The 21,931-nt window shown below is 52.5% G+C and carries 18 protein-coding genes and 1 tRNA gene; 7 read left to right on the top strand and 12 right to left on the bottom strand.

The window, feature by feature from the left end; genetic code table 11:
* Nucleotides 1-15: 15 nt before the first annotated feature.
* Nucleotides 16-1,449, bottom strand: coding sequence for an NAD(P)-dependent oxidoreductase (locus ACR0MV_RS17025; protein ID WP_480702970.1), 1,434 nt, complete (start codon nucleotides 1,447-1,449; stop codon nucleotides 16-18).
* 230 nt (nucleotides 1,450-1,679) lie between these two features.
* Here ACR0MV_RS17025 and ACR0MV_RS17020 point away from each other — a divergent pair, with 230 nt between their 5' ends.
* Complete coding sequence (locus tag ACR0MV_RS17020; RefSeq protein WP_480702969.1) at nucleotides 1,680-2,483, top strand: undecaprenyl-diphosphate phosphatase; 804 nt, start codon at nucleotides 1,680-1,682, stop codon at nucleotides 2,481-2,483.
* On the opposite strand, the gene ACR0MV_RS17015 is transcribed toward ACR0MV_RS17020, so the two are convergent.
* The gene (locus ACR0MV_RS17015; RefSeq protein WP_480702967.1) at nucleotides 2,484-3,467 is read right to left on the bottom strand and encodes a complex I NDUFA9 subunit family protein; all 984 of its coding nucleotides are present in this window, start codon (nucleotides 3,465-3,467) and stop codon (nucleotides 2,484-2,486) included. It abuts the gene before it with no gap.
* Nucleotides 3,468-3,664: 197 nt separating this feature from the next.
* On the opposite strand from ACR0MV_RS17015, the gene ACR0MV_RS17010 reads away from it, so the two are divergent.
* The 3 genes from ACR0MV_RS17010 (at nucleotide 3,665) to ACR0MV_RS17000 (ending at nucleotide 6,601) form a co-directional block, all read left to right on the top strand.
* Nucleotides 3,665-3,751 (top strand) — tRNA-Leu (locus ACR0MV_RS17010).
* Between the two features lie 84 nt (nucleotides 3,752-3,835).
* A complete protein-coding gene (locus ACR0MV_RS17005) occupies nucleotides 3,836-5,200 on the top strand; it encodes a DUF6538 domain-containing protein (RefSeq protein WP_480702966.1) in 1,365 nt (454 codons plus the stop codon).
* A gap of 369 nt (nucleotides 5,201-5,569) precedes the next feature.
* The gene (locus ACR0MV_RS17000) at nucleotides 5,570-6,601 is read left to right on the top strand and encodes a hypothetical protein (RefSeq protein WP_480702964.1); all 1,032 of its coding nucleotides are present in this window, start codon (nucleotides 5,570-5,572) and stop codon (nucleotides 6,599-6,601) included.
* Nucleotides 6,602-6,837: 236 nt separating this feature from the next.
* Here the strand turns inward: ACR0MV_RS17000 and ACR0MV_RS16995 are convergent, their stop codons facing one another.
* The 6 genes from ACR0MV_RS16995 to ACR0MV_RS16970 form a co-directional block, all read right to left on the bottom strand.
* The gene (locus ACR0MV_RS16995) at nucleotides 6,838-7,605 is read right to left on the bottom strand and encodes a BglII/BstYI family type II restriction endonuclease (RefSeq protein ID WP_480702963.1); all 768 of its coding nucleotides are present in this window, start codon (nucleotides 7,603-7,605) and stop codon (nucleotides 6,838-6,840) included.
* A 264-nt stretch (nucleotides 7,606-7,869) separates the two neighbouring features.
* Nucleotides 7,870-9,498 (bottom strand): DNA cytosine methyltransferase, encoded by a 1,629-nt coding sequence (locus tag ACR0MV_RS16990; RefSeq protein WP_480702962.1) that lies wholly within the window; start codon nucleotides 9,496-9,498, stop codon nucleotides 7,870-7,872.
* 162 nt (nucleotides 9,499-9,660) lie between these two features.
* Entirely contained in the window at nucleotides 9,661-10,245 is a 585-nt protein-coding gene (locus tag ACR0MV_RS16985) for a recombinase family protein (protein WP_480702960.1), read from the bottom strand.
* Between the two features lie 229 nt (nucleotides 10,246-10,474).
* Nucleotides 10,475-11,416 (bottom strand): protein NO VEIN domain-containing protein, encoded by a 942-nt coding sequence (locus ACR0MV_RS16980; RefSeq protein WP_480702959.1) that lies wholly within the window; start codon nucleotides 11,414-11,416, stop codon nucleotides 10,475-10,477.
* 10 nt (nucleotides 11,417-11,426) lie between these two features.
* Nucleotides 11,427-13,406, bottom strand: coding sequence for a DEAD/DEAH box helicase (locus ACR0MV_RS16975; RefSeq protein WP_480702958.1), 1,980 nt, complete (start codon nucleotides 13,404-13,406; stop codon nucleotides 11,427-11,429).
* Nucleotides 13,406-14,710: a hypothetical protein gene (locus ACR0MV_RS16970; protein WP_480702957.1), complete on the bottom strand. Its 1,305-nt coding sequence runs from the start codon at nucleotides 14,708-14,710 to the stop codon at nucleotides 13,406-13,408. The genes ACR0MV_RS16975 and ACR0MV_RS16970 overlap by 1 nt, the downstream gene beginning before the upstream one ends.
* Before the next feature lie 790 nt (nucleotides 14,711-15,500).
* Between ACR0MV_RS16970 and ACR0MV_RS16965 the strand changes: the two genes are divergently transcribed.
* From ACR0MV_RS16965 to ACR0MV_RS16955, 3 genes are all read left to right on the top strand, one after another.
* On the top strand, nucleotides 15,501-16,490 hold the full coding sequence (locus tag ACR0MV_RS16965; protein ID WP_170426412.1) for a TRAP transporter substrate-binding protein: 990 nt from the start codon (nucleotides 15,501-15,503) through the stop codon (nucleotides 16,488-16,490).
* An 81-nt stretch (nucleotides 16,491-16,571) separates the two neighbouring features.
* Nucleotides 16,572-17,084 (top strand): TRAP transporter small permease subunit, encoded by a 513-nt coding sequence (locus tag ACR0MV_RS16960; RefSeq protein ID WP_480702956.1) that lies wholly within the window; start codon nucleotides 16,572-16,574, stop codon nucleotides 17,082-17,084.
* The gene (locus ACR0MV_RS16955; protein WP_480702955.1) at nucleotides 17,084-18,403 is read left to right on the top strand and encodes a TRAP transporter large permease; all 1,320 of its coding nucleotides are present in this window, start codon (nucleotides 17,084-17,086) and stop codon (nucleotides 18,401-18,403) included. Before ACR0MV_RS16960 ends, ACR0MV_RS16955 begins: the two co-directional genes overlap by 1 nt.
* Nucleotides 18,404-18,481: 78 nt before the next feature.
* Here the strand turns inward: ACR0MV_RS16955 and ACR0MV_RS16950 are convergent, their stop codons facing one another.
* The 4 genes from ACR0MV_RS16950 to ACR0MV_RS16935 all read right to left on the bottom strand — a co-directional run bounded on the left by ACR0MV_RS16950 (nucleotide 18,482) and on the right by ACR0MV_RS16935 (nucleotide 21,918).
* Nucleotides 18,482-18,934 (bottom strand): SRPBCC family protein, encoded by a 453-nt coding sequence (locus ACR0MV_RS16950; protein ID WP_480702954.1) that lies wholly within the window; start codon nucleotides 18,932-18,934, stop codon nucleotides 18,482-18,484.
* Nucleotides 18,935-19,040: 106 nt separating this feature from the next.
* Nucleotides 19,041-19,853, bottom strand: a complete 813-nt coding sequence (locus ACR0MV_RS16945) for an XdhC family protein (protein ID WP_475200667.1) — start codon at nucleotides 19,851-19,853, stop codon at nucleotides 19,041-19,043.
* Between the two features lie 11 nt (nucleotides 19,854-19,864).
* Nucleotides 19,865-21,052, bottom strand: a complete 1,188-nt coding sequence (locus ACR0MV_RS16940; RefSeq protein ID WP_480702953.1) for a vWA domain-containing protein — start codon at nucleotides 21,050-21,052, stop codon at nucleotides 19,865-19,867.
* The gene (locus tag ACR0MV_RS16935) at nucleotides 21,052-21,918 is read right to left on the bottom strand and encodes an AAA family ATPase (protein ID WP_480702951.1); all 867 of its coding nucleotides are present in this window, start codon (nucleotides 21,916-21,918) and stop codon (nucleotides 21,052-21,054) included. Before ACR0MV_RS16935 ends, ACR0MV_RS16940 begins: the two co-directional genes overlap by 1 nt.
* Nucleotides 21,919-21,931: the final 13 nt, after the last annotated feature.

The raw sequence follows: 21,931 nt of genomic DNA, 5'->3' as shown, positions 1-21,931 counted from the left end.
TCGCTGGGCGTTGAGTTACTCGGCTGCGACGACAGCCTTGGCGTTGAAACGGTCGATGATCGCATCGGCGCAGTCACGACCATCACGGATGGCCCATACCACCAACGAGGCACCGCGTACGATGTCACCGATTGCATAGACACCCTCCATCTCGGTCGCACCGGTCTGGAAGGCTGCCTTGACGGTGCCCCAGCGCGTGACGGGCAGGTCCGGCTGGCCGAACAATGTGGGCAGGTCCTCGGGCTCAAAACCCAGAGCCTTGATGACCAGATCGGCCTCTTCGACGTAATCCGCGCCTTCGATCACCTCGGGTGCCTGGCGACCAGAGGCATCGGGCTGACCCAGACGCATCTTCTGCACCATCACGCCCGAAACTTTGTCGTCGCCGGTAAAGCCCTTGGGCGCGCTCAGCCATTCGAACACCACGCCTTCCTCTTCGGCGTTCTGCGTTTCACGCTGTGAACCGGGCATGTTGGCGCGGTCACGGCGATACAGACATTTGACCGAGGTTGCGCCCTGACGGATCGAAGTCCGTACACAGTCCATCGCGGTGTCACCACCACCGATCACGACGACCTTTTTGCCTTCGGCGTTCAGACGACCGTTGTCGAAGTCTTCGACGGCGTCGCCAAAGCTTTTGCGGTTCGATGCGGTCAGGAAATCGATGGCTTTTTCGATACCGTTCAGACCGCTGCCCGGCATGGACAGGTCGCGGGATTTGTAGACGCCGGTTGCGATGATCACGGCGTCGTGCTTGGCGCGGATTTCGGCAAACTTGGCCGCATCGACATCGCAGTTCAACACGAACTCGACCCCGCCATCGGCCAGCAGGTCATTGCGGCGCTGCACGATGTCTTTTTCCAACTTGAAGCCGGGGATGCCGTACATCAACAGACCACCTGCACGGTCATAGCGGTCATAGACCGTGACCTGAATGCCTGCGCGACGAAGCATATCCGCCGCGGCCAATCCACCGGGTCCACCGCCGATGATTCCGACGCTTTCGCTGCGCTCGGCCCCGGGGATGACAGGTTTGACCCAACCCTTATCCCAAGCGGTGTCCGTGATGTATTTTTCAATGGTGCCGATTGTGACCGTGCCATGACCGGACTGTTCGATCACGCAGTTACCTTCGCACAGGCGGTCCTGCGGGCAGATACGGCCGCAAATTTCAGGGAAGGTGTTTGTTGCCTGACTGGTCTGATAGGCCTCTTCCAAGCGACCTGTAGCCGTCAGGTGAAGCCAATCGGGGATATTATTGTGCAACGGGCAATGCGACTGGCAATACGGAACCCCACACTGGCTGCACCGACTGGCTTGTTCCCTGGCCTTTTCAGCTGCGTATTCGGCGTAGATCTCGTCAAAATCTTCTTTACGGTCTTCTGCAGCACGCTTTTCGGGCATGACACGGTCGATCTGCACAAATTTCAGCATCGGTTGCTTGGCCACGGGTCAAACTCCATGAATTGGCTTGGTCGGGTCTCTTTAAGAGATGTGATGACGGATGAAAAGTCAACTGTGCTGACCTTTTTTGAGAAAAGTGAGGGGAATATGCCGGAATATTGAAAATTAATCCGAATTTTAGTTCCGATTCGGACCTATATGCGCGCTTTCCTTTTCCATGACACACTTATACCCATTGAGCGAAACAAAGACGTGACCATAACGCGGCGGGGCAGATGAGTCTTTTTCAGTTGATTCTTGCGGCAATAATTCAGGGAATAACTGAGTTTTTGCCGATCTCTTCGTCTGGTCATCTGATCCTGCTGCCCAGCCTGACCGGGCTGGATGATCAAGGGCTGGCCATAGATGTGGCCGTGCATGTAGGCACTTTGGGCGCGGTGATCCTGTATTTCTGGTCTGACGTTAAACAGGCCCTTATTGGCCTGCCGCACGCGCTGACCGGCAGAACGGACACTCCGCAGGCTCGGTTGGCCCTTGGCCTGATCGTCGCGACGATTCCTACGGTGATCGTCGGAGCCATCCTGTATAAAACCGGCCTGATTGAGGCGTTCCGGTCGATGGCCGTCATCGGTTGGACAATGCTGGTCTTCGGACTTGTGCTCTACTGGATGGATCAGAAAGGTCCGCAAACCAAGGAAGCCCGCGACTGGGGCCTGCGTGACGCATTGATCATGGGGTTGTGGCAGGTTCTGGCCCTGATCCCCGGCACGTCACGGTCCGGCATAACAATCACCGGCGCACGGCAACTGGGTTACACGCGCGAGGATGGTGCACGGATTGCGATGCTGATGTCGATTCCGACCATTTTGGCGTCAGGTGCTCTGCTCTCGGTCGACGTGATACGACAAGCGGATGCACAACTGGCCCGAGATGGTGCGATCGCTGCCGTCTTTGCCTTTGCATCAGCGCTGCTGGCCCTGAGCCTTATGATGCGCCTGTTGCGCAGCGTTAGCTTCACGCCCTACGTGATCTACCGCGTGATTCTGGGCGTTGTCTTGCTGGTGATCGCCTACAGCTGATCAAGTCCGCAGGTTGTTGGCCGAGTTCTGGATGTCGTCGTACTGTCCCGAGGGGCGGAACTTCCACAAATAGTCCGGAAGAACCGATTCCAGCGTAGCAGGCTCAATCCCAAGATCCGCAAATCCTTTGGCGTGCGCAGAGACGACATTGTCGCGGCGCAGGTTTTTCAGCTGATCTCGGGTCAGGATGTGGTTCGGGAACAGCTGAAAGCTGACGAATTTCAGAATATCCAAAACGCCCGCCATGATGCGCGCCACAAAGAAGGGCATCCCGATGATGACCCGGCGGCGGTGGATCACATCCAACATTTGCTGCATCAGCGCACGGAAGGTTTTCACCTCGGGTCCGCCCAACTCGTAAATTCCTGGTTCCGCCTGCCCCTGGGCTCCCTGCACGGCAGCCTTGGCCACGTCATCCACATAAACAGGCTGAAACTTGGTCTCGGCTCCGACCAAAGGCAGGAACGGCCCCATTCGGGTCATGCCCGCGAAACGGTTAAAGAACTGATCCTCGGTTCCGAAAATCACAGATGGGCGCAGGATGATCGCATCAGGCATATGGGACAGCACCCCCGCTTCGCCTTGCGCCTTGGTCTGCGAATACTGGCTGTCCGACTCCGCATCCGCTCCGATCGCAGAGATATGTACTATGCGTTCGATGCCTTGCTCGGCAGCCAGACGCGCGATCCGTTCCGCGCCGTCCGCCTGCACGGCGTCGAATGCGTTCTTGCCGAGCTCGTTCAACACGCCCACGCAATTGACCACCGCATCAGCGCCGTGCATCGCAGCAGCAACCGAGGCGTCGTCGCGGATATTGCACAGAATGGGTTCAACCTGACCAACGACACCGTAGGTTTTGACAAACATCGCTTCGTTTGGACGCCGGACCGCGACCCGGACACGCCACCCTTCGCTTGCCATGCGCCGCGCAATATACCGGCCGACAAATCCCGATCCGCCATAAATCGTGACCATTTTGGACATGAGAGGGCTCCTGCTTGTGGGTCTTATCCGATCTAGCGCCACAGACCGCTTCAAACAAGGCGCAATAACGCCGCGCGCCCGCGAAAAGACGAGCCAAATCAAGGTAAATTCGGATGGGTCAAAAAAACTTTCAAAAAACTTCCCGAATCTGGTTGACCCTCCCCGCCAGTAGGCTTAAACGCCGCTCCACGACACCTGCCCAGGTGGCGGAATTGGTAGACGCGCTAGCTTCAGGTGCTAGTGTCCGTATGGACGTGGAGGTTCGAGTCCTCTCCTGGGCACCAATCAAACAAGCCTAAAACATTGAAATAAATTGGCTTTTCCGGATTGCTGACCTAATGAGGTCCACAATCAGGTCCACAAAGCCAATGACAAGAACACTCGTGGTAAAACACCTCAGAATCGAAAAGAACGGTACGTATAAATATCGCCGAAGGGTCCCAGACAGGCTTCAAGCAGTCCTCGGAAAGAGCGAAATTGTGAGAGTTTTGGGTAAATCTGAAACTGAGGCAATGCGGAACTACCCTTCTGTCCATGATCATGTCGATCTTCTATTTAAATCAACGAGTTCGACCTCTTCAACTCCTGATACTTGGGCGATCAAATCAGCTATAGAGGCTCAATTTCTTGAAGCTGGTATCGACCCTTATTCTAGAGGGCGTTCGGACGACGAAGAGCTTTCTCGCTCAGAACGAGCTGAGTCAATTCTATCCAAGTATCCAACTAACCCAGAGACCGGACAACCCGACCAAGAAGACCTGTCCGTCAAAGACTCTGCGATGGTCACTGCTCTACTGCACGGTGTTCAAAACATCGATGCAGAGCTTACCATAAGGCAAGCATTCGCCTTCTATCTGGACGAGAGGAAAGAACCGGACGCGTTCAAGCGGAAGAAACAGGTTCAGAGAATCGCTCGTGCCGAACGCAATCTCCTCAGCGTAACCAAGCAGGATATTGCTCTGAAGCACGTCACTCGTGCGCATGCTAGAGCGCTTAGAGACAACCTTCTTAAGAAAATGTCACCAGCTTCCGTGAAACGGAACATCAATGACGTTAAGGCGGTTTTCTCACTGGCAATTGAAGAACATGACCTCAACATCAACAACCCCTTCAACAAGCTGAAGTACCCCAAACCAGATGATGCATCAGTAGATTTGAGGCATCCTTTACCAGCCGCCGTGATCCAAGACATGTATCGAGAGTTGGAAAGCAACCAGACACTGCAGGATATCTGGACCCTGATACATCATTCAGGTGCGCAAAACGCCGAGGTATTGGGTCTAACTAACGATGATTTGTTCCTGGATGGACCCATACCGTACTTCGAAATAAAGCCACATGGTTTGAGGTCCGTAAAAGAGCGGTCTCGTATCAGGAAAGTCCCTCTGGTCGGTAAGGCGCTTCAGGTAGCGCGTCGTTTGAAAGCAAACACACCTACCTCGGGCGCTCTTTTTCCTGGCTATGCAGATAGCAGAAGCCACGATAATTTCAGCCAAGTCACTCGAAGACGACTGAGGAAGTTCACAGATAATCCGAAGCACGTTGTCTACAGCCTGCGCCACAACATGAAGGACGCGCTGAGAGCGGCCAAGGTTGGTGAGAGGGTCGAACTTGCTCTCCTCGGGCACTCCAGTGAGAAGTCTTCTTCTTCCCAATATGGCCGTGGGGTTGGCCTTGACGAACTGAGAGATGCGCTTCTCAGGATCAACTTCGATGTTCCCGATGTGATCTGACACTGTTCGCTTCATCGACACGAACTTCAACTGTAATATGGAGCCACCGAGCGAATGGCTGACTACGACCGGGACATACTAAACAATGCGAAAATGGCGACCTTCGATCGCTCCCCTCGTTCGGACGCTGCGAAGGCATAGGTAGACGTTATTCAGGCTCTAACTCTAACTCATGAGGCAGAGAAGCATCCGAGGAAACGCGCTCGAAGGCGGGCTGACCATCTCTCTTTTAGTGAAGCCGTTGGTGCTTTTGCGGCAGACCTTCTTCGACACAGTGCAAACGAGGAATCTCGTGGCTTCATGCACAGGTCAGCTGACCGAGAGGAACTGACTTCAACCCTTGTCAGCAGCGACAACTTCGAGAAACTGGTGAAGTATTGGACCGAACTCAGTTTGATGGAAATGACTGGCTATATCGATGCTCGTGATGATTTCGAAGGAGCAAGAGTTCCATTCTATCGTAGGGCACGCCGCTTCAGAGCGACCCGTTTCTTTCTCGATTTAGCGTCCAATCATGGCGTTGAGCCAAAGAAGGTCAAAGACCACTTCGAAGTCAGTCATCGTCACAGCAACGTTGTTCAGGTTCGAGCTGCCAAAGGAGCAGATCAATCAAATGTCGGTAGGGGCAAGCTCATAAAGCAGAATGGAGAACGATATAGAGTCGAATGTGATCGGATAAGCCGCCTCAACCAACTGATGGCCAGACACCAATACAATCTATCTGATACCCCGCTGGTCAGACGCGTATTCAATTGTGGTGATCGCAAAGGCTTCGACTTCAATCTTGGCGGTAGGTTTTATGGTGCCTCAGACGACAACTGGATGGAGATGCCAAAAGAGGAGCGAGCACGTATCAGAATTGATGGAGAAGAAACGGCCGAGATTGATGTACGCGCTAGCCATCTTTCGATCCTGTACTCAATATTGGGAGAAGTTCCTGACCGAAGGACTGATCCCTATTCGATTGAGGGCATCCATAGAGAAGTTGTCAAAAAGGTAATCGTGACAGCTATAGGTAGCGGCAAGTTACCATCCCGATGGCCTAAAGGCTTTAAGGAAGAGTTCGAAGTAGAGCACGGCTGGGCACCGCAGAAGCAACATAAAATGAAGGATATCACCGAAGCGATCTCAAAGAAGCACCCTGTCTTGTTGAAGTTAAGAAAGGGTAAGTTGGACTGGGCCAATCTTCAGTTCCAAGAGGCTGAATGCTTCTTTACAGCAATGATGAGGCTTCACAATGAGAAGGAAGCACCCTCTCTACCTGTCCACGATAGCTTGATCGTCCGTGTGCGCGACGCTGGGTACGCCGCCAATTGTCTCAGAGATGCCTATGAGGAGCGTCTTGGGTTTAGACCTCACGTTGATATACCGGGCGTGGAATTTGCCTATTTGGTAGCTTAGTATGTCAGGGTCTAACTTTAGGTGATCTTATTAGCTGTATTGATGATTCTACTTCTAAGAAGTTGGCCCAATAATCACCGAGACACGTTAAGAGATCGATATGCATTACCATGAGGCGTAAGAGTTGTTCACGTAGGCATAGAGTGAAAGCTCCAAGTTCGATAACCACGTCGGACAAGTGTGTCACACCTAACAATCACCCCTAAAGCTGCTGGTGTGGCTATAAGAGCGGAGATCTAGTCTAGGGTGTCAGTGTCTTGGAAGTCGATGATTGAACCTGGCAAACCAATAAGCAAGAGAGGGCACGGGTTTCCGACTCCTCTTTGGACTCTGTCTTCAAGTTTTTTCCAATGAGTTGTGGCTTCTCCAAACTTGTCTGACACAAACTTATTGGTGAAGGCTTCCCTAAAGCTCAATGGAGATTTGTTTCTTTCCATCGTTGCCAGAATAGCTCGTTTCTGCCTTGCAGTCGGCATATATTCCCAAGGCTCCAAGTCTGCAAAAGTATCAATGGAGTGATCATCAAGAAATCGACTGACGAAACCTCGCATTCCTTCGTGCAATGACCTTCCACGTGTGATTATCGCTCCAACTGAGATGGCACCATCTGCGTGAAGCCTCTTATAGTTCTCGAGATCACGATCAAAGAAGGGGTCTTTATTGTTCCACTCGATCTCTAATGCAACTCGGTGTCCGTTTTCAAAAGAACGAACATGGTCAACTTCATGCGATTGGCTTTCCGAAGTAACTCCATTGATTTTACGTTCCACAATGAAGTTTGTCTTCGGCCAACCTTTTTTTGTTAGATCGTTCCTGATTCTTTGGGTGCCTCTTGCTTCACCTCCACCTCCAGCAATGACTTCTTGGATCGGAATACTGAATCTGAGAAGAACATCCGTTAGCTCGGCTTCCACTTCAGGGAAGTCAACTTGAATAATCGCCTCTGCATGAGAGCAGTATTCTATTTGAAAACCGCGACTTAGAAGCTCAGAGAACATCGGCATTTTGGAAGAATCACTCCGTCTATTCAGCTACCTTCCTGTCTACGTGCAGGGAAGCACCTGATGAAGTCCGAAAGCGAGAACCAGAGTGAGAATCTACGGGCCACTTAGTCCAATGAAGAACGAAAAAGGCTCCAAATGAACCAAACCGAAGCGCTAACGCTTGAGTATTTTACCGACTCTTAGGTTTACATATTTCAGTAGCAATAGGCGAATAGGATGCCGATTTTCCGTATCACCCAGTACCACTTTTGGTTGGCGACGCTCCTACGCTGCCTCAGCTAGTGAAGCCGTTTTTAGATAGTTATTGAACCAAATTCCAACGAGGATGCCCGAAGCTATTCTAGATGCATTCGCCTTTATTTTGGCCTCGTTACCCTTCTTATCTGAGTTAGAAGCCTGTCCTAGAAATTTGAATACAACCGAGCCTAACTCCTCCTCCTCGAAGTGGTGCAAGAGCATCGAGTGTGTTTGATCTGCCAACTCACCAATTCTATCAACCCAAACAAAAGGCCCTTTTCCAGACGACCTTCTAGTCCAAATTGCTTGGAGCTCTTCCTGGGAGGTTGTATCAACAAGAAGCTTCAGGTTTTCGCTATATACATCAATGCTCTTTAGCACTTTGGAGAGTTTCGGACAGGCAAGCGCAACATCACGATGACTTTGATCAAGAAGATGAGTTTGAATGTTTTTTGAGTCTCCTGAGTAAAAACGCAGGTCCCAGTCTACCCCATTTTCTGAAAAGCGATTGGCCAATTCGACACGCATACCGCTTTTAAACCTAAGGTTTGGAATTGCAGCCCGGAACCTACGCTTAAGTGGGTAGGAGCGACCAACACTATCCGGCTTAGTAACCTCACTTTTTTTCGTTGGAAGAACGAGCTGGTCACCAAAGGCGAAGTGAGGCCGAATATCAGCTGGATCGACCCCCATTATTGAGCTGGCCAAAACATAAGTGAAGGTCGGCGGAATGGCATTTCCGATCATCTTCGCTTTTTCCGCGAATGATCTGCCATAGAACTGATATGTTAATGGAAAACCCTGAAGTGTCGCACGTTCACGAATTGTTAACCGTCGGAAGTGCCCTGGCTGCTTTTGATCTTCAACAACGATGCTCTCACGAGACACTCTAGTACAAGTTGCTGTAACCGTTCGTGAAGGGAAATCTAACCTGTCTGGGAACGACATGTTGTTGTAAACAGGATGAAAGACTTTAGAGTCCCTATTTAAGCGGAGCTCCTCATCGCTCAGACAAGCCTCTTTTTCAGTTTCCGTAACTTCACTAGATTTTAGGGTTACGCCCCAAATGGGGTCGATCGTTTTGCCGCCTTCTGCCAAGGCTGTAATCACGTCTCCGAGCGTTCTTCGCTGGAGGGAGTCAGTGTAGTTTGAAATACTGTCAATGCGAATGTTGGTAGCAATGCAACGACGTCTGGCTTGGGGACAACCAAAATCAGAAAGGTCAATGACGCCCACATTTGGGTTCAAGTCTTTGAAACGGTAGAGAACGTGACTTGGGTCTGAAAACCCTTGTTGAAGTACTTTCGCCACTCGCGGAACATTCTCCATTGCCCAAAATTTTGGCTTCAAGTGACTTACAATGCTGAAGAACTTGACCAGATCGACGAGACCATCTTCTACGTCACCGCTACCGCCTCTGTTGGAATAGGAAAACTGGGTGCATGGGGGACTTCCAACAACAACGTCAATGTCCTTAGGTAGATCGGAAAGCTCCAACTTTCGGACATCAATCGCTTTGAGGCTGGTGTTGTGGTTATTGTTATGGGTGTCTAACGCGGGCTGCCACCATTCGTATGAACGAACGACGTCAATGCCAGCCAACTTTAGACCGAGAGTCCAACCACCGATGCCTGAGTATAAGTCGATTGCCCGCATGTTCCTCACACCTTTTTTGTTATGAATCGCATATGTCCCTTTAGATTTCAAGATCTGATGCAGGAAAAAGTCCGCGATTTGCGATCACAATTTAAGGCATCCATTTTGATGGTGCTGATGCATAAGCTGTCTAGCTATTTCAGCACCACCTTTCCACAGTATTTAGGCGTTTGACAGGTGTGATGTACTAAATATCGGTCTTTTCTCTGAAGCGATTCTGTAGACTGTTCGCTCAGAGATGCCGCATCGGGCAGCAATTCTTGTCTTAGTCTCCCCTTCTGAGAGTAACTTGGTGACTTCCGCCTTTTTAGCTTTGGCAATCGGCTTCCTGCCTTTGTACCTACCCATTTCACGAGCCTTAGCTATGCCTTCTTTTTGTCTTTCCAGCATTATCTCCCTCTCGAATTGAGCCACTGACCCAAGCACGTTGAGCATCAGCTTTCCTGTCGCATTCGAAGTATCGAGCCCAAGGTCGAGTACTCGAAGACCAACGCCTTTGGCTTCTAGCTTCTCAACGATCTCGCCCAAATGCCTAACCGATCGGGCCAAGCGATCTAGTTTTGTAACGATCAAAGTGTCCCCTTCACGTGCATAGTCCATAGCGGCCTTGAGCGCTTCTCTAAAAGCCACAGAGCTGGTTTGCTCCTCATACAGACGTTCGCAGCCAATGGCCTCAAGTGACTCTCTTTGTGCCTCTAAGCCAGCATTCTGCTCCAGGGTCGATGTCCTGGCGTATCCTATCAACATGGTGGTAACCTCCTTGTCTGCCATTAGGTTATAAGGAGTCGAGGCAGAGTGCCTGCCAAAAGTGAAAACCGACTCCATGGACAGACAAATCCGCCACCCTGAGGAGCTGACACTGAGGCAAGCTCTATCGGCAGCAAAATTAAGGGGTGTAGGGGTCGTTGCGTCGCTTTCAAAAAAGAGGGGGGTTTATTGCTTATTATTGTCCCGCCGCAAAGTAGGGGTTTCAAGCTCAAGAGCCGTCAAGACTCTTGGTAAACTTGAACGAAGTTGGTGAACTCGACCAACCGACCGGTTTTCGTCGAAAAAAGTAGCTCCAAGGATCGCAAATTTGGATCGGTTTGTAGTTGGCATCACCCAATTCCGATCTATCGACCAAGTATATCCAGTAACTTGTGCCGAGCCTTTTTGCGGCGTCTATTTCATTCTCCGACCAATGAAACTCCAATTCTCCGTGGTAGCTCTTCACTTCTATGTGCCTGGAGGGGACAGCGCTTTCCAAAGAATCAAATGACCTGATGTCGAAACCAGCAGCCACATCAGTGTCTGAAATCTTCTCGATCAGCTCGCCCAGAGGATGACCATCCAACCTGGATTTTTCATACTCTACCACCCATTCTTCCGCGATTTGGCCAACCACTTCCTGTTGCAAAAGTTTCTTCTTAAGGCCCTCTAAAGTAAGCATTTTCTTACTATTATGGCGACTTTGGGATCGCAGAAGCTCTTGAAATCTCCTCTCTGAGTCACTGGAAATCCTCCAGTGTTTATCCTCTGTCGTTACTCGCTCAAAAATTCGAAACTCAAGAAGAGCGTAAGGATAATCCATGTCCCTTCCGGGCACTAAAAGACGATTTATCAGCAGTCTTTTGTCTGTAGGGTCAAACTTGAAGGAAGTCGGTTTTATTTCTGCCTCAAACAATTTTAGAAAACTGTTCAGCACCAAATCTCTGAGAGAATCCTCGATCTGATAAGTTTCTTTGACAGTCTCTTTGGCGTAGTAGTTGTCTTTTTCATCGTAAGCCAGAAACCCGATCTCAGTTAAGAAAAGTACAGTATTTTTGCAGACAACAGATGAGCAGTTGAGCTGGAAAGACGCGACGCCCACTAAATTATCAATGCGCCATAGCTGGCTTCCGCACAATTGAACAAGCTTTGTTACGTCATCTCGGGCCAATAGGCCTCTACTACGACTTACGCTGTTCATAGTCTTCTATTATTGCTGCAATGTCTTGAGCTCTTGCGCTATCGCCATCTATCAAACTGAAAAGTGGGATTGCTTCACTGTCAACTAGACTGGCCAGCCGTTGCTCTTTCTCGAAAAGGCGTCTAGCTATTGTGGCGTCAATCGTACCAGGCGACTGCAGAAAGAAGTGATCAACTTCACCAATTGGGTTTGGATTGTAACGGTGAATTCTGTCCTTAGACTGGATGAACTTTCCGGCGTTAAAGTCGCGATCAAAGTATATTGAAGTTCTGCAAGCCTTGTGTAGCGAGATAGATTCCCCAACTGCTTGAGGGTTAGCGATCAATATTGAAGATTCTCCAGCCCTATGAAATCTATCAATTATTTTCTCACGTGTTTCAGCCGAGTCGATATCTTCATCATCCCAATCATCACCATTGGTTGGTGTGGCCCCGGTAATAACTTCGACAAACTCTGCGGCTAGAGACAACTCCGATTTCAAAAGATCGAGATTTCCGAGGAAGTAGGACCAAATGAGTACCTTTCCGCGTTCGCCAACTAAGTCTTGAACCAGTTGCTTGACTGCATTCAACCTGTTCAAATCCGTATGAGGCCTAAAGTCTTTTACCAGTCTTGCAATCTCCAATTCAGAAATTGTGAAATTTCCGTCGCTGAATAGGTCTAGCATCCCTTCATCGGTTAAAGGCCGCAAAAGTAGCGAGGGGTTCACTGCCGCTTGTCTCAATCTCATCATTCGAGCCCGGACCAGACTCGATGTACCTATGCTACCGGTGTGGTCTTGTTCGAGTAGCGGCACAATTACGTTTTCGATCGCCCTATAGATTCGCTCATGGTTGGCGCTCATTTCGATCTCAACCAAATGATCTTCGGCAGCTGGAAGACCTAAGTCTGACTTTCTTATCCTCGTATAAAACGGCTTTATTTTGCGAGTTAGAGTTTCCACTCCACCAGGATTTGCTCCCTCTGTCATGTTTTTTAGTGCAGCAACTGGGAAGCCAACCAAGTCTCTATTTGGGTAAATGAATCGGAAAAGGTTTTTCAAATCCTCGTATCCGTTTGGTGCAGGTGTACCTGTAAGCGCCACCCGTGAAACGCTTAACGGTGCTAACTGGAGTGCCGCGTTGCTCCAAACACCATCGGTGCGTTTGATGTAGTGTGCCTCATCAAGCACCAACATCACTTTCCTCTGAGAAGACCCAACAAAACCAACAAACTCACCTAAGTTAGAAGCTAGACTGGAGTAGGTGGTAAGAGACACTTCTGTATCTAGTTCCGTGTATTCGAGACTCCGTAAATAGGCTGCCTTGTCAAATTGACTGATTGCGCCGGATATCCTCTTAGATTTCGGTGCATGAAGAAACAACGACTGAAATTCGTCTTCCCATGCCTTAAACGAAGATAGGGGCCCCACCACCATCAAGTGGTCCACCTTTCTAACGTCGTCGGATGGAAGTGATTTCAAATAAGCATAGGCCGCTAGTACCACAGTCGTCTTTCCGGCGCCTGGCACAGAAAAGTTACAAGCGTTTTGAGAGAAGGCCAGGTGGAACGCAGACAATAACTGTCTCGGGTAAAGAGTTCGTCCAGGACATAGGGACTTCACAGCCTCAGCAAATTCTTGCAACTTTTTCGGATCGAACTGATCGTTCCATATTGCTTCAGCTTCTGCGGCGAACTCCTCAAATGCTCTCCTCTCTTGATGTACACGCCCCAAAAGACCCTCGGACTCAATCCCAGAGATTTCAAACTTGGTGCGTTTAGCAAGTTTTTGTATGTTTTCTAGTCGCTTAGGCAGCTCATCTTTTGTGGCGTGAAAAGTTACTTGATCCGAACCTCGTGTCGCATCCACGCTTCGAAGGTAAGCAGCAAATACGGGGTGGCCATAGAGCTCATCTGGGTCAGCCGCGATCGCCAGAACCTCGTTTTGCTCATCAAAGTGAATTTCAATAACACGCGGCATTAGTGGGATTCGGATTTCTTCAGGCGTTTTTGCATCTCATACGTCAAACTATTGATTTCTCGTACCATATCAAAGTTGCTGGAATCCTCGAGAAAACTGGCCTCTGTGTAGTCCACCCTTCTCAATGCACTAAGGGCGCGGTAGAGCAATTCACGGGGTTCATCAGCGCTAATTTCAGCAGCCAGGGAGTTGTTGGATCGATTGAAGTTGCCAAGCATTTGGCCCCGAGCTTTGCTTTTCCATTCACTGTCTCTGCGCTGGGCTGCTTGCGCTCGGCTTACCAGATCAGGGTTTTCTGAGATATAGTCCTCGACACTGCCAATCTCGTCGTTAATTGGATGGACGTTTTCGTAATGCCTATCGCGGAAATCGTTCCAAATTTCCTCTTTGGCGAAGAAGCTCTTTTCTCCTTTGCCATCATGAGAAATCTTTCTGTAGTCCTTACCTGAATTGAACAATCCTGTTCCATACCTCAAGTAGTCGAACTGGATCGTTTTGAGATCAATCAAATCGACGTCGTCCGGGGTCCAAGTTAAGCCAGCACGACCATCAGAAATCCGTTTCAGGTCTGAATATAGGTCCACCAACATACCCTCTTTAGTTCCGTCTCTTTCCTTCAAGAGATTATACAGACCTGGGCATTGGATGTGCTCTAGATAATCGTCCATCAGCTTCATTGTTCCAACGCGACGAGCCAACTCACCTTTTGTAATCCCACCCATCATCTGACGGATTTCATCGTCTGTGTAGTTGTGTTGCTTTAAACGTTTGACCTTCAAATACTTTTCTAGAGGACCGTATTCGACCTTCGAATCTTCACCTATTTGGTATTCTGTTTCGAGCTTGATTATCTCTTTTTCGTTCGCGTAGTACCTGTCTTTCAAGACCACCGCATCAAACTTCAGGCCTCCGCCAATGCGGCCAAGAAGCATCGCTCGTCGGTTTCCGTCTATGATTACTCCGTCGAGGCTGACAATCCCCGGCCTGAGCTGTCCCTTACGCTGGATATCTAGCTTTGTGTGTTCATTTCTTTCTCGGCTAGAAGTCCAAAGGAAATTCTCAATTAGTTCATGAATTTCGTCGTTGTATTCATTAGGGCCGAGATCGTGTTCGTGCTGCCAGGTGAGCATCTCACTCTCAATACGACCGTTATGACGGTTGAAAATCAAACAATCTAACGGCAGTTCGTAGATCGGAAGACGCCGAGCCTTACCATGGTAGAATAACTTCTCGTGTCCGATTGGGTCTTCGTTTTCAATAATTTCTTTAATCTTTTCGAGTCTATCGTCTGCCTGAAATACCATGTTTCCTCGCCTAAATTTCTCCTTGTCAGCGAAGCAGGTCTCAGAAGTGCGTTCAACCCAGAAATGTTAGGATGTGTTTAGGATGCAACTCCGCCAATTCTCCTCCAACTCGCAGTTCCAGACGCTTCGTTCTGTTCCCACATCAACTTCGACGCTCGTAGGTCCACAAAAAAGTCCACAATTGAAATTGTTATCCCCCTAAGTACTTGATAAAGTTTGATAGTTAAGTCATGAACGATCCTCTCCTGGGCACCATATCCCCGAAAAGTATCAGTCTTGGTTCAGCACTTTTAGCTGCCACTTGTGCCGATCTGGAAATGGCAAAAGTGCGCTTGCAGCGCATAGAGCAGGCGAAGCAGACTGCAAAAACTCCCGGAGGCTCTGCATATAGAGCTTCCGGGACAGGTACGTGTTTCAGCAAAAGAAATCGCCCACCCTTTTGCTTCCGCGCCATCCTCGACGGGATGTTTCCCTTCTAAATCCAACCTGTAACTTCAACATGCTTGCCGCTCTTTTTTTGAGCAGAAGGCGCATGTTTTAACTCAAATTTGCGTGTGGAAATAAAAAATATTGATTTTCAGATCAGCTGCGTTTTACAAGGTGAGTTAACGATCACTAAATTTGTTTCTGAAGGTCGCAGCCCTGCTGACCCAAGGAAACCGGGCTTGCCTGAAATACAGATGCGCACGCGCGGAGACAGACAAGATCAAAAGGGGAAGCAACGTTTTGTGATCGGGAAAATGTCGGGACGAACGCACGCCTGCAAAGCCAACTCACAGGAGGAAACACCATGCGCATTCTCACAACCCTGGCCTTGGCAACAGGGCTGGTTGCCGGCACCGAAGCTTTTGCACAGTCCATCAAATGGGACATGGCCAACGAATACAGTGACAAGTCGATCCACGCAGAAGGCGACCGTCTGTTTGCAGAACTGGTCAACGAAAAGACTGATGGCGAGATCGAGATCACGCTGCACTTTGGTGCCTCGCTGGGCTTCCGGTCCAAGGACCAGCTGGACGCCGTTGCTGATGGCGCTGTGCCGCTGGCCGACACCTTCACCGGGCCAATCGCAGGCATCCACCCGATTTTCCAACTGTCCGGCCTTCCCTTCGTGACCGAGGATTTCTCGCAAGCACGCGCCCTGTTCGAAGTTGCACGCCCGCAGTACGAAGCCGTTCTGGCCGACAACAACCAGACCCTGCTGTGGGCATCGCCCTGGCCGCCCGCTGGCATCTGGGCCAACAAGGCTGTGGTTGACGACGCATCCTTGGCCGACCTGAAAATCCGTACATACGACCAATTGGGAACGGTCACCCTGACCACTGCTGGTGCCGCTCCGGTTCAACTGTCTTGGGCCGACGTGGTTCCTCAGCTTTCGACCGGCGGCATTGATGCTGTTTTGACCTCGGCTGAGGCGGGTCTTTCAGTGCAATTCCCCGATCTGCTGGACCACTATATGCCGATCGCAATCGGCACTCCTCTGAACATCGCCACAATCAACAATGACGTTCTGAACGCACTGACAGACGAACAGCGCGCCGCAGTCATGGAAGCCGCGGCCGAGGTCATGGAAAACCAGTGGAAGATTGTTGAACCGCGGGTGGCTTCCAACTTTGAACGCGCCCGCAGCCAGGGCGTGACTGTTATCGAGGATCTGGACCCTGCCTTCCTTGAAAAGCTGCGCACCGCTGGTCAGGCAGGCGTTGAAGTCTGGCTGGAACGCTATGGCGACGAAGGCGCCGCCATTCTGGAAGCGTACAACGCAAAGGTCGGCGGCTAATCCGACAGACGACAAAGCCTTCAGCGCCCTGTCCCATCCGGCCGGGTGGGGCGGGGCTTTGTGTGTTGACCGGAGATAATGATGCTCAACAAAATTAGGGCGACCAATGCCTTTATCGCCAATATGGCTGCAGGTGCCGCGGCGCTGGTGATGGTGGTGATCACCCTTCACATCCTGCTTGAAATCACTTTGCGGGCGCTTTTCAGCACATCCACCCATGTTCTGGATGAGTTTGCGGCGTATGGGATTGCTGCGATGACCTTTTTGGCATTGGCACAGGCGCTGTCCAGCGGGTCGATCATCCGGGTCAGCCTGCTGTTCAGCAAAGCCCCGAAACAAGTGCAACGCTTGCTTGAACTGTTCGCAATCCTCACAACGCTTACCGTGTCCTGCGGGATCGCCTGGTTGGTTCTGCGCAGCATCACACGCAACATCAAACGCGGCGCGGTCAGTGAAACCGTGGCCCAGGTTCCGCTCTGGATCCCCGAGGCCGTCGTGTTGCTGGGCCTCAGCGTATTCATCCTGACGCTGCTGGTCCGTCTGCTCGATGTGCTCTTCGATTTCGACCGCTTGCAACTGGGAGGAGGTCACTGATGGATCCGTTGCTGATCGGACTGGTTGTCTTGCTTCTGCTTTTCTTTTTTCTGGGCGCCGGCGTCTGGATTTTCTCGGCCTTGATCGCGGTCGCATCGCTGAGCCTGATCTTCATCCTCGATTTCCCAGTAATGCGGGTTGGATCGATCGCCTCGAAGGTCATTCTGACCAGCGCCATGAAATGGGAATTGGTAGCCATACCTTTGTTCATATTCATGGGTGAGATCATATTCCGCTCTGACATTTCGGCGCGTATCTTCAGCGGTCTTCGTCCGGTTCTGGGCCGTGTGCCTGGCGGCTTGCTGCATTCGAACGTTCTGGGCTGCACGCTGTTTGCCGCCGTGTCCGGGTCCAGCTCGGCCACCACCGCGACCGTCGGGCGCATCACTCTGCCGACCCTGCAGGAACAGGGCTTTGACCGGTCGCTGGCGATCGGATCGCTGGCTGCGTCGGGCAGTCTGGGCCTGTTGATCCCACCCTCGATTATGTTGATCATCTATGGCGTTCTGGCGGAACAGTCGATCGTCAAACTGTTTGCCGCTGGGATTCTGCCCGGCTTGCTGATCAGCCTGCTGTTTTCCAGCTATATCGCGTTCCGGTACTTCCGTGATCCGTCGGTCGCGCCTTCGGTTCGCATCGGTAGCAGCCTGAAAGAGACCTTCTCGCACCTGCTGGATCTGGCTCCTATCCTGTTCCTTATGGTTTTGGTGCTGGGCGGCATTTATTCCGGTCTTGCCACACCATCCGAGGCAGCTGCCGTCGGTGTTGCAGGGGCCGTACTGGTTGTTGCGTTTCTAGGTCAGCTGAGGTGGAAACTGCTGGTAGAAAGCGCAAAAAGCGCGACCCTGACATCCTGCATGATCTGTTCGATATTGATCGCGGCCAGCTTTCTCAGCTCGGCCATGGGGTACCTGCACCTGCCGCAGAACGTCGCGGAGGCCATTGGCGCGCTGGGAACCAACCCGATCCTTCTGATCACCCTGTTGGCGCTGTTCTACATAGTGCTGGGGTTCTTTCTGGACGGAATTTCGATTGCGGTCATGACTCTGCCAATCACGCTGCCCATCGTCGTGCAGGCCGGGTTCGACCCGATCTGGTACGGCATCTTTCTGGTCATCATGGTCGAGACCGGCCTCGTCACGCCACCCTTGGGTTTTAACCTGTTTGTGCTTCAGGGGCTGACGGGCGAACGGATGGGGGATATTGCAAAAGCTGCGCTGCCCTTCTTCCTGCTCATGCTGCTGGCGGTCGCGATTCTGGTTGTCTTTCCCCAAATCGTTTTGTGGTTGCCAGAGTATCTGGACAGCTTGCGGTCTTAGACCAGTTCTTGAACCAAAAGCGCCTCCGTTCGACCCGGAACGGAGGCGCTTTTTTGGTCGGCACAAAACGTACTGGTGTCAGCTTACCGATTGCTCGGACACAACCTCGCCAAAGCGGGTAAAGAACTTGCCCGAAAGCTTTTTGGCGGTGCCCGCGATCAGGCGGCTGCCCAGCTGGGCGATCTTGCCGCCCACTTCGACTTTGGCGGTATAGGTCAGGATAGTCTCGTCCCCATCTTCGGCCAGCGTCACATCGGCACCGCCCTTTGCGAAACCGGCTGCGCCGCCTTTGCCCTCACCCGTCAGCGAAAACCCATCCGGCGCGTTGGTGTTGTCCAATGTCACAGCACCGGCAAACCGCGCTTTGACCGGCCCGATCTTGAGAACCACCTTGGCCTCAAGGTCTTCGGGTGAGTTCTGGATCAACTCTTCACAGCCCGGAATACACTCCTGCAGGATTTCCGGATCGTTCAGGGCCTTGTACACCACATCCCGCGGCGCAGCGATGCGGACTTCGTCACTCAGTTCCATTTGTCTTTCCTTTGCTCAACAGCATCTTGGGTAAACCAGAAGCGCCGTTTCTGTCGCCTCTTCCAGGGTTTGTTCGGGACGCGCGGGCCACAGGGACCGCAAACGCTTAAGCACATTCCTCATCATGGGACTCCGTTTTGGATTTGTCACTGTTTCGCCACAACACAAGCTCGGCCAGGATGGACACGGCAATCTCATGCGGATCGATGGCGTTAATATTCAGCCCCGCAGGTGATTTCAGACGTGCAGCGCGGATCGGGTCTATGCCGTGCGTTATCAACTTGGCGGTCAGCGTCTCGGCTTTGCGGCGACTGGCGACCATCGACACGCGGTCTGCATCAGTCTTAAGGGCGGCAGTCAAGGCCGCGGCGTCGCCCTTGCCTTGAGACGCGACGACAACGAAGTCGCGTGGTTCGATCCCTAAATCTGCAGTGTCTTCGATCTTGAAACGCTGAAGGTCACCGTCCGCCTCGGCCGCGTCGCTCAGAAGTACCCGGAAGCCGGCCAGTGCCCCATGTGCCGCCAGCGCGGTCGCAATCGGCGACTCGCCAAAAATCACTAGACGCGGCGCGTGTTGATATGGCTCGACCAACAGATCGACCGTACCACCGGACGGGCATCCGCTTTTGAATGTCTGAACACCGTCAGGATCGGTCATATTCACCACCTTTTCCGAAGGTTTGACCCGGATCATCTGCGGGGTGCCGCTGGCGAGCGCCTGCTGGGCAGAGGCGCGCACCGCACGTTGAACGCAAGCACCGCCCAGATGGCCAAGTATCCGCCCATCCCTGGCGATTGCAGCCTTGCCCCCAGCCTTGGCCGAGGTCGCGTCCGCTGTGCGCAGTACTGTGGCGACACAGAAGGCTTCGTCGGTTTTGCGCAGCTGCTCAATTGTATCGAATATGTCGAAACTAGCCATGCGGGCTCCTTTCACAGCTTACCGAATTGCGGTTCCAGCGCCGCCAACGCCTCAAGCGTGTTGGCGGGCAGGTGCGCATCCAGATGCGGTTCCGCGGCCTGCATTGCGGCGGCAATGGGTTGGTAGTCGCGCCAGCCTTTCAGCGGGTTCAGCCATACGATCCGGCGCGCCTTACGCTGGATACGCGCCAGCACATCGCCCAGCGCCTGCGGGTCGGAACTGCAATATCCATCTGACAAGATCAGCACGATAGTACGACCGTTCAGCGCGCGCGCGCCGTATCCGTTCAGAAAGCTCTCAAGGCTGCCCGAGATATCCGTACCACCGCCGAACCCTTCGGCCATCAGCGAAAGCCGCCCCGCCGCACGCAATGAATCATGGTCACGCAGCGCATCCGTGACGCGCATTAGGCGCGTGTGGAACAAATAGGCGTCCGCCTCTGTTCCACTGCCGATCAGACCTTTGAGGAAGGCCAAAAAGACACGCGAATAGACCGTCATGGACCCACTCACGTCACACAAGGCCACGATCCGCATAGGGCGCGGTGGGCGCGCACGGCGGTACAGGTCCATCGGTTCTCCGCCCCGCGCAAGACTGGCGCGCTGAATGCGACGCATATCCAATGCAGGCCCTCGCAGCGCCTGTTTACGTCTGCGCGAGCGTCGATCGCGAATAGCGCGCGCGATGGCTGTCGCGGCTTGCTCGGCCTGCCGCAGGGCGTCTTCGTCCATCAACTCGCGCAAATCCCGGCGCGACAGGTTGGCCGTACGGGTTGCGATCAGCTTCCCGTCTCTCCCCACGGCCTCCCCGTCGCCGGAATCAGGTGTGGCGGCCTGATCCGTACCGGTCTCGGATTCCTGAGTATCCTGGCTTTCCTGCTGCCAGATCATCGGCTTGGCGGATTGAACCCGCACATGCGCCGTTTGGGCGGTTCCCGTGCGTTGCTTGCCGGTGTTGAACCAATAGGCTTCGAACAGTTCATCGAACCGCCGCCAATCGTCGGCGTCGCCCGCCAGCAACACGCAAAGTGCCTGCTGGGCCTGTCTGACATCCGTCGCCTCAATCGCCGCCAAAGCAGCCAATGCATCCCCGGTTTCAGCCGGCCCGACGCGCAGTCCGTTCATACGCAAATGCGCGATGAAGCCGGAAATGCGATCCGCCAAACCAGACGCGCGAGAGGGGAATCGAGTGACTTGCATCACGCCACCTTTCCAATCAGGCGATCCATCACTTCGGGCGGGGCAGCATCATAGTCGGCTGCGGTTTTCAGAAGGCAGACAAGCGTCGCCTGAACCTCGTCGCGGGATTGCGCCATGTCGTTGACACCCAATCCCGAAAGGGCCGCCGCCCAGTCGAGCATCTCGGCAATGCCGGGCGTCTTCTCCAAATCCTCTTTTCGCAATGCCTGCACAACGCCAATAATTTGACGCGCCAACAGCCCTTCGACTTCGGGCATTCGGGCTTTCAGGATCGCCATTTCCGTTTCACGCGACGGGTAGTCGAGGAAACTATACAGGCACCGACGCCGCAGCGCGTCCGACAGGTCCCGTGTCCCGTTTGCCGTCAGGATCACAATGGGCCGCGACCGCGCTTTGATGGTGCCGAGTTCCGGAATGGTGATCTGAAAGTCAGATAGGATCTCAAGCAGGTAAGCCTCAAACTCCTCATCCGCGCGGTCGATTTCATCTATCAGCAGAACAGGCGGCTCTTCTTCGCTGATTGCCTCCAGCAAAGGTCGCTTGAGCAGGTAATCATCGGTGAAAAGCTGCGCCTCGCTGGTGCCGCCCTGCGCCTCGCTTGCACGGATGGCCAATAACTGGCGCTGGTAGTTCCACTCATAAATCGCATGGCTGGCGTCCAGCCCTTCATAACATTGCAACCGGATTAACCGCGCGGCGCGCTGGGCGGCCAACGCCTTTGCGACCTCGGTTTTGCCGACCCCTGCCGGGCCTTCCAGCAGCAGCGGACGCCCCAGTGTCTGGGCCAGATGCAACGCCATCGCCAAACGGTCGTCGGCAACATAGCCCACCTCGGCGAGGCCCTGCTGAGTGTCCTGCAAGCTCATGCCATTCTCCCGG

The sequence above is a fragment of the Ruegeria sp. BC3 genome (assembly GCF_056539265.1).
This window is presented reverse-complemented; position numbering and strand designations above follow the sequence as displayed.

Excerpts from the sequence above, each read along its gene's own strand:
- ACR0MV_RS16970 (WP_480702957.1), bottom strand. The coding sequence starts at position 14,710 with ATGGTATTTCAGGCAGACGATAGACTCGAAAAGATTAAAGAAATTATT.
- ACR0MV_RS16935 (WP_480702951.1), bottom strand. The coding sequence starts at position 21,918 with ATGAGCTTGCAGGACACTCAGCAGGGCCTCGCCGAGGTGGGCTATGTT.
- ACR0MV_RS16995 (WP_480702963.1), bottom strand. The coding sequence starts at position 7,605 with ATGCCGATGTTCTCTGAGCTTCTAAGTCGCGGTTTTCAAATAGAATAC.
- ACR0MV_RS16975 (WP_480702958.1), bottom strand. The coding sequence starts at position 13,406 with ATGCCGCGTGTTATTGAAATTCACTTTGATGAGCAAAACGAGGTTCTG.
- ACR0MV_RS16950 (WP_480702954.1), bottom strand. The coding sequence starts at position 18,934 with ATGGAACTGAGTGACGAAGTCCGCATCGCTGCGCCGCGGGATGTGGTG.
- ACR0MV_RS17005 (WP_480702966.1), top strand. The coding sequence starts at position 3,836 with ATGACAAGAACACTCGTGGTAAAACACCTCAGAATCGAAAAGAACGGT.
- ACR0MV_RS16990 (WP_480702962.1), bottom strand. The coding sequence starts at position 9,498 with ATGCGGGCAATCGACTTATACTCAGGCATCGGTGGTTGGACTCTCGGT.
- ACR0MV_RS16960 (WP_480702956.1), top strand. The coding sequence starts at position 16,572 with ATGCTCAACAAAATTAGGGCGACCAATGCCTTTATCGCCAATATGGCT.
- ACR0MV_RS17015 (WP_480702967.1), bottom strand. The coding sequence starts at position 3,467 with ATGTCCAAAATGGTCACGATTTATGGCGGATCGGGATTTGTCGGCCGG.
- ACR0MV_RS16940 (WP_480702953.1), bottom strand. The coding sequence starts at position 21,052 with ATGCAAGTCACTCGATTCCCCTCTCGCGCGTCTGGTTTGGCGGATCGC.
- ACR0MV_RS16985 (WP_480702960.1), bottom strand. The coding sequence starts at position 10,245 with ATGTTGATAGGATACGCCAGGACATCGACCCTGGAGCAGAATGCTGGC.
- ACR0MV_RS16955 (WP_480702955.1), top strand. The coding sequence starts at position 17,084 with ATGGATCCGTTGCTGATCGGACTGGTTGTCTTGCTTCTGCTTTTCTTT.
- ACR0MV_RS16965 (WP_170426412.1), top strand. The coding sequence starts at position 15,501 with ATGCGCATTCTCACAACCCTGGCCTTGGCAACAGGGCTGGTTGCCGGC.
- ACR0MV_RS16945 (WP_475200667.1), bottom strand. The coding sequence starts at position 19,853 with ATGGCTAGTTTCGACATATTCGATACAATTGAGCAGCTGCGCAAAACC.
- ACR0MV_RS17020 (WP_480702969.1), top strand. The coding sequence starts at position 1,680 with ATGAGTCTTTTTCAGTTGATTCTTGCGGCAATAATTCAGGGAATAACT.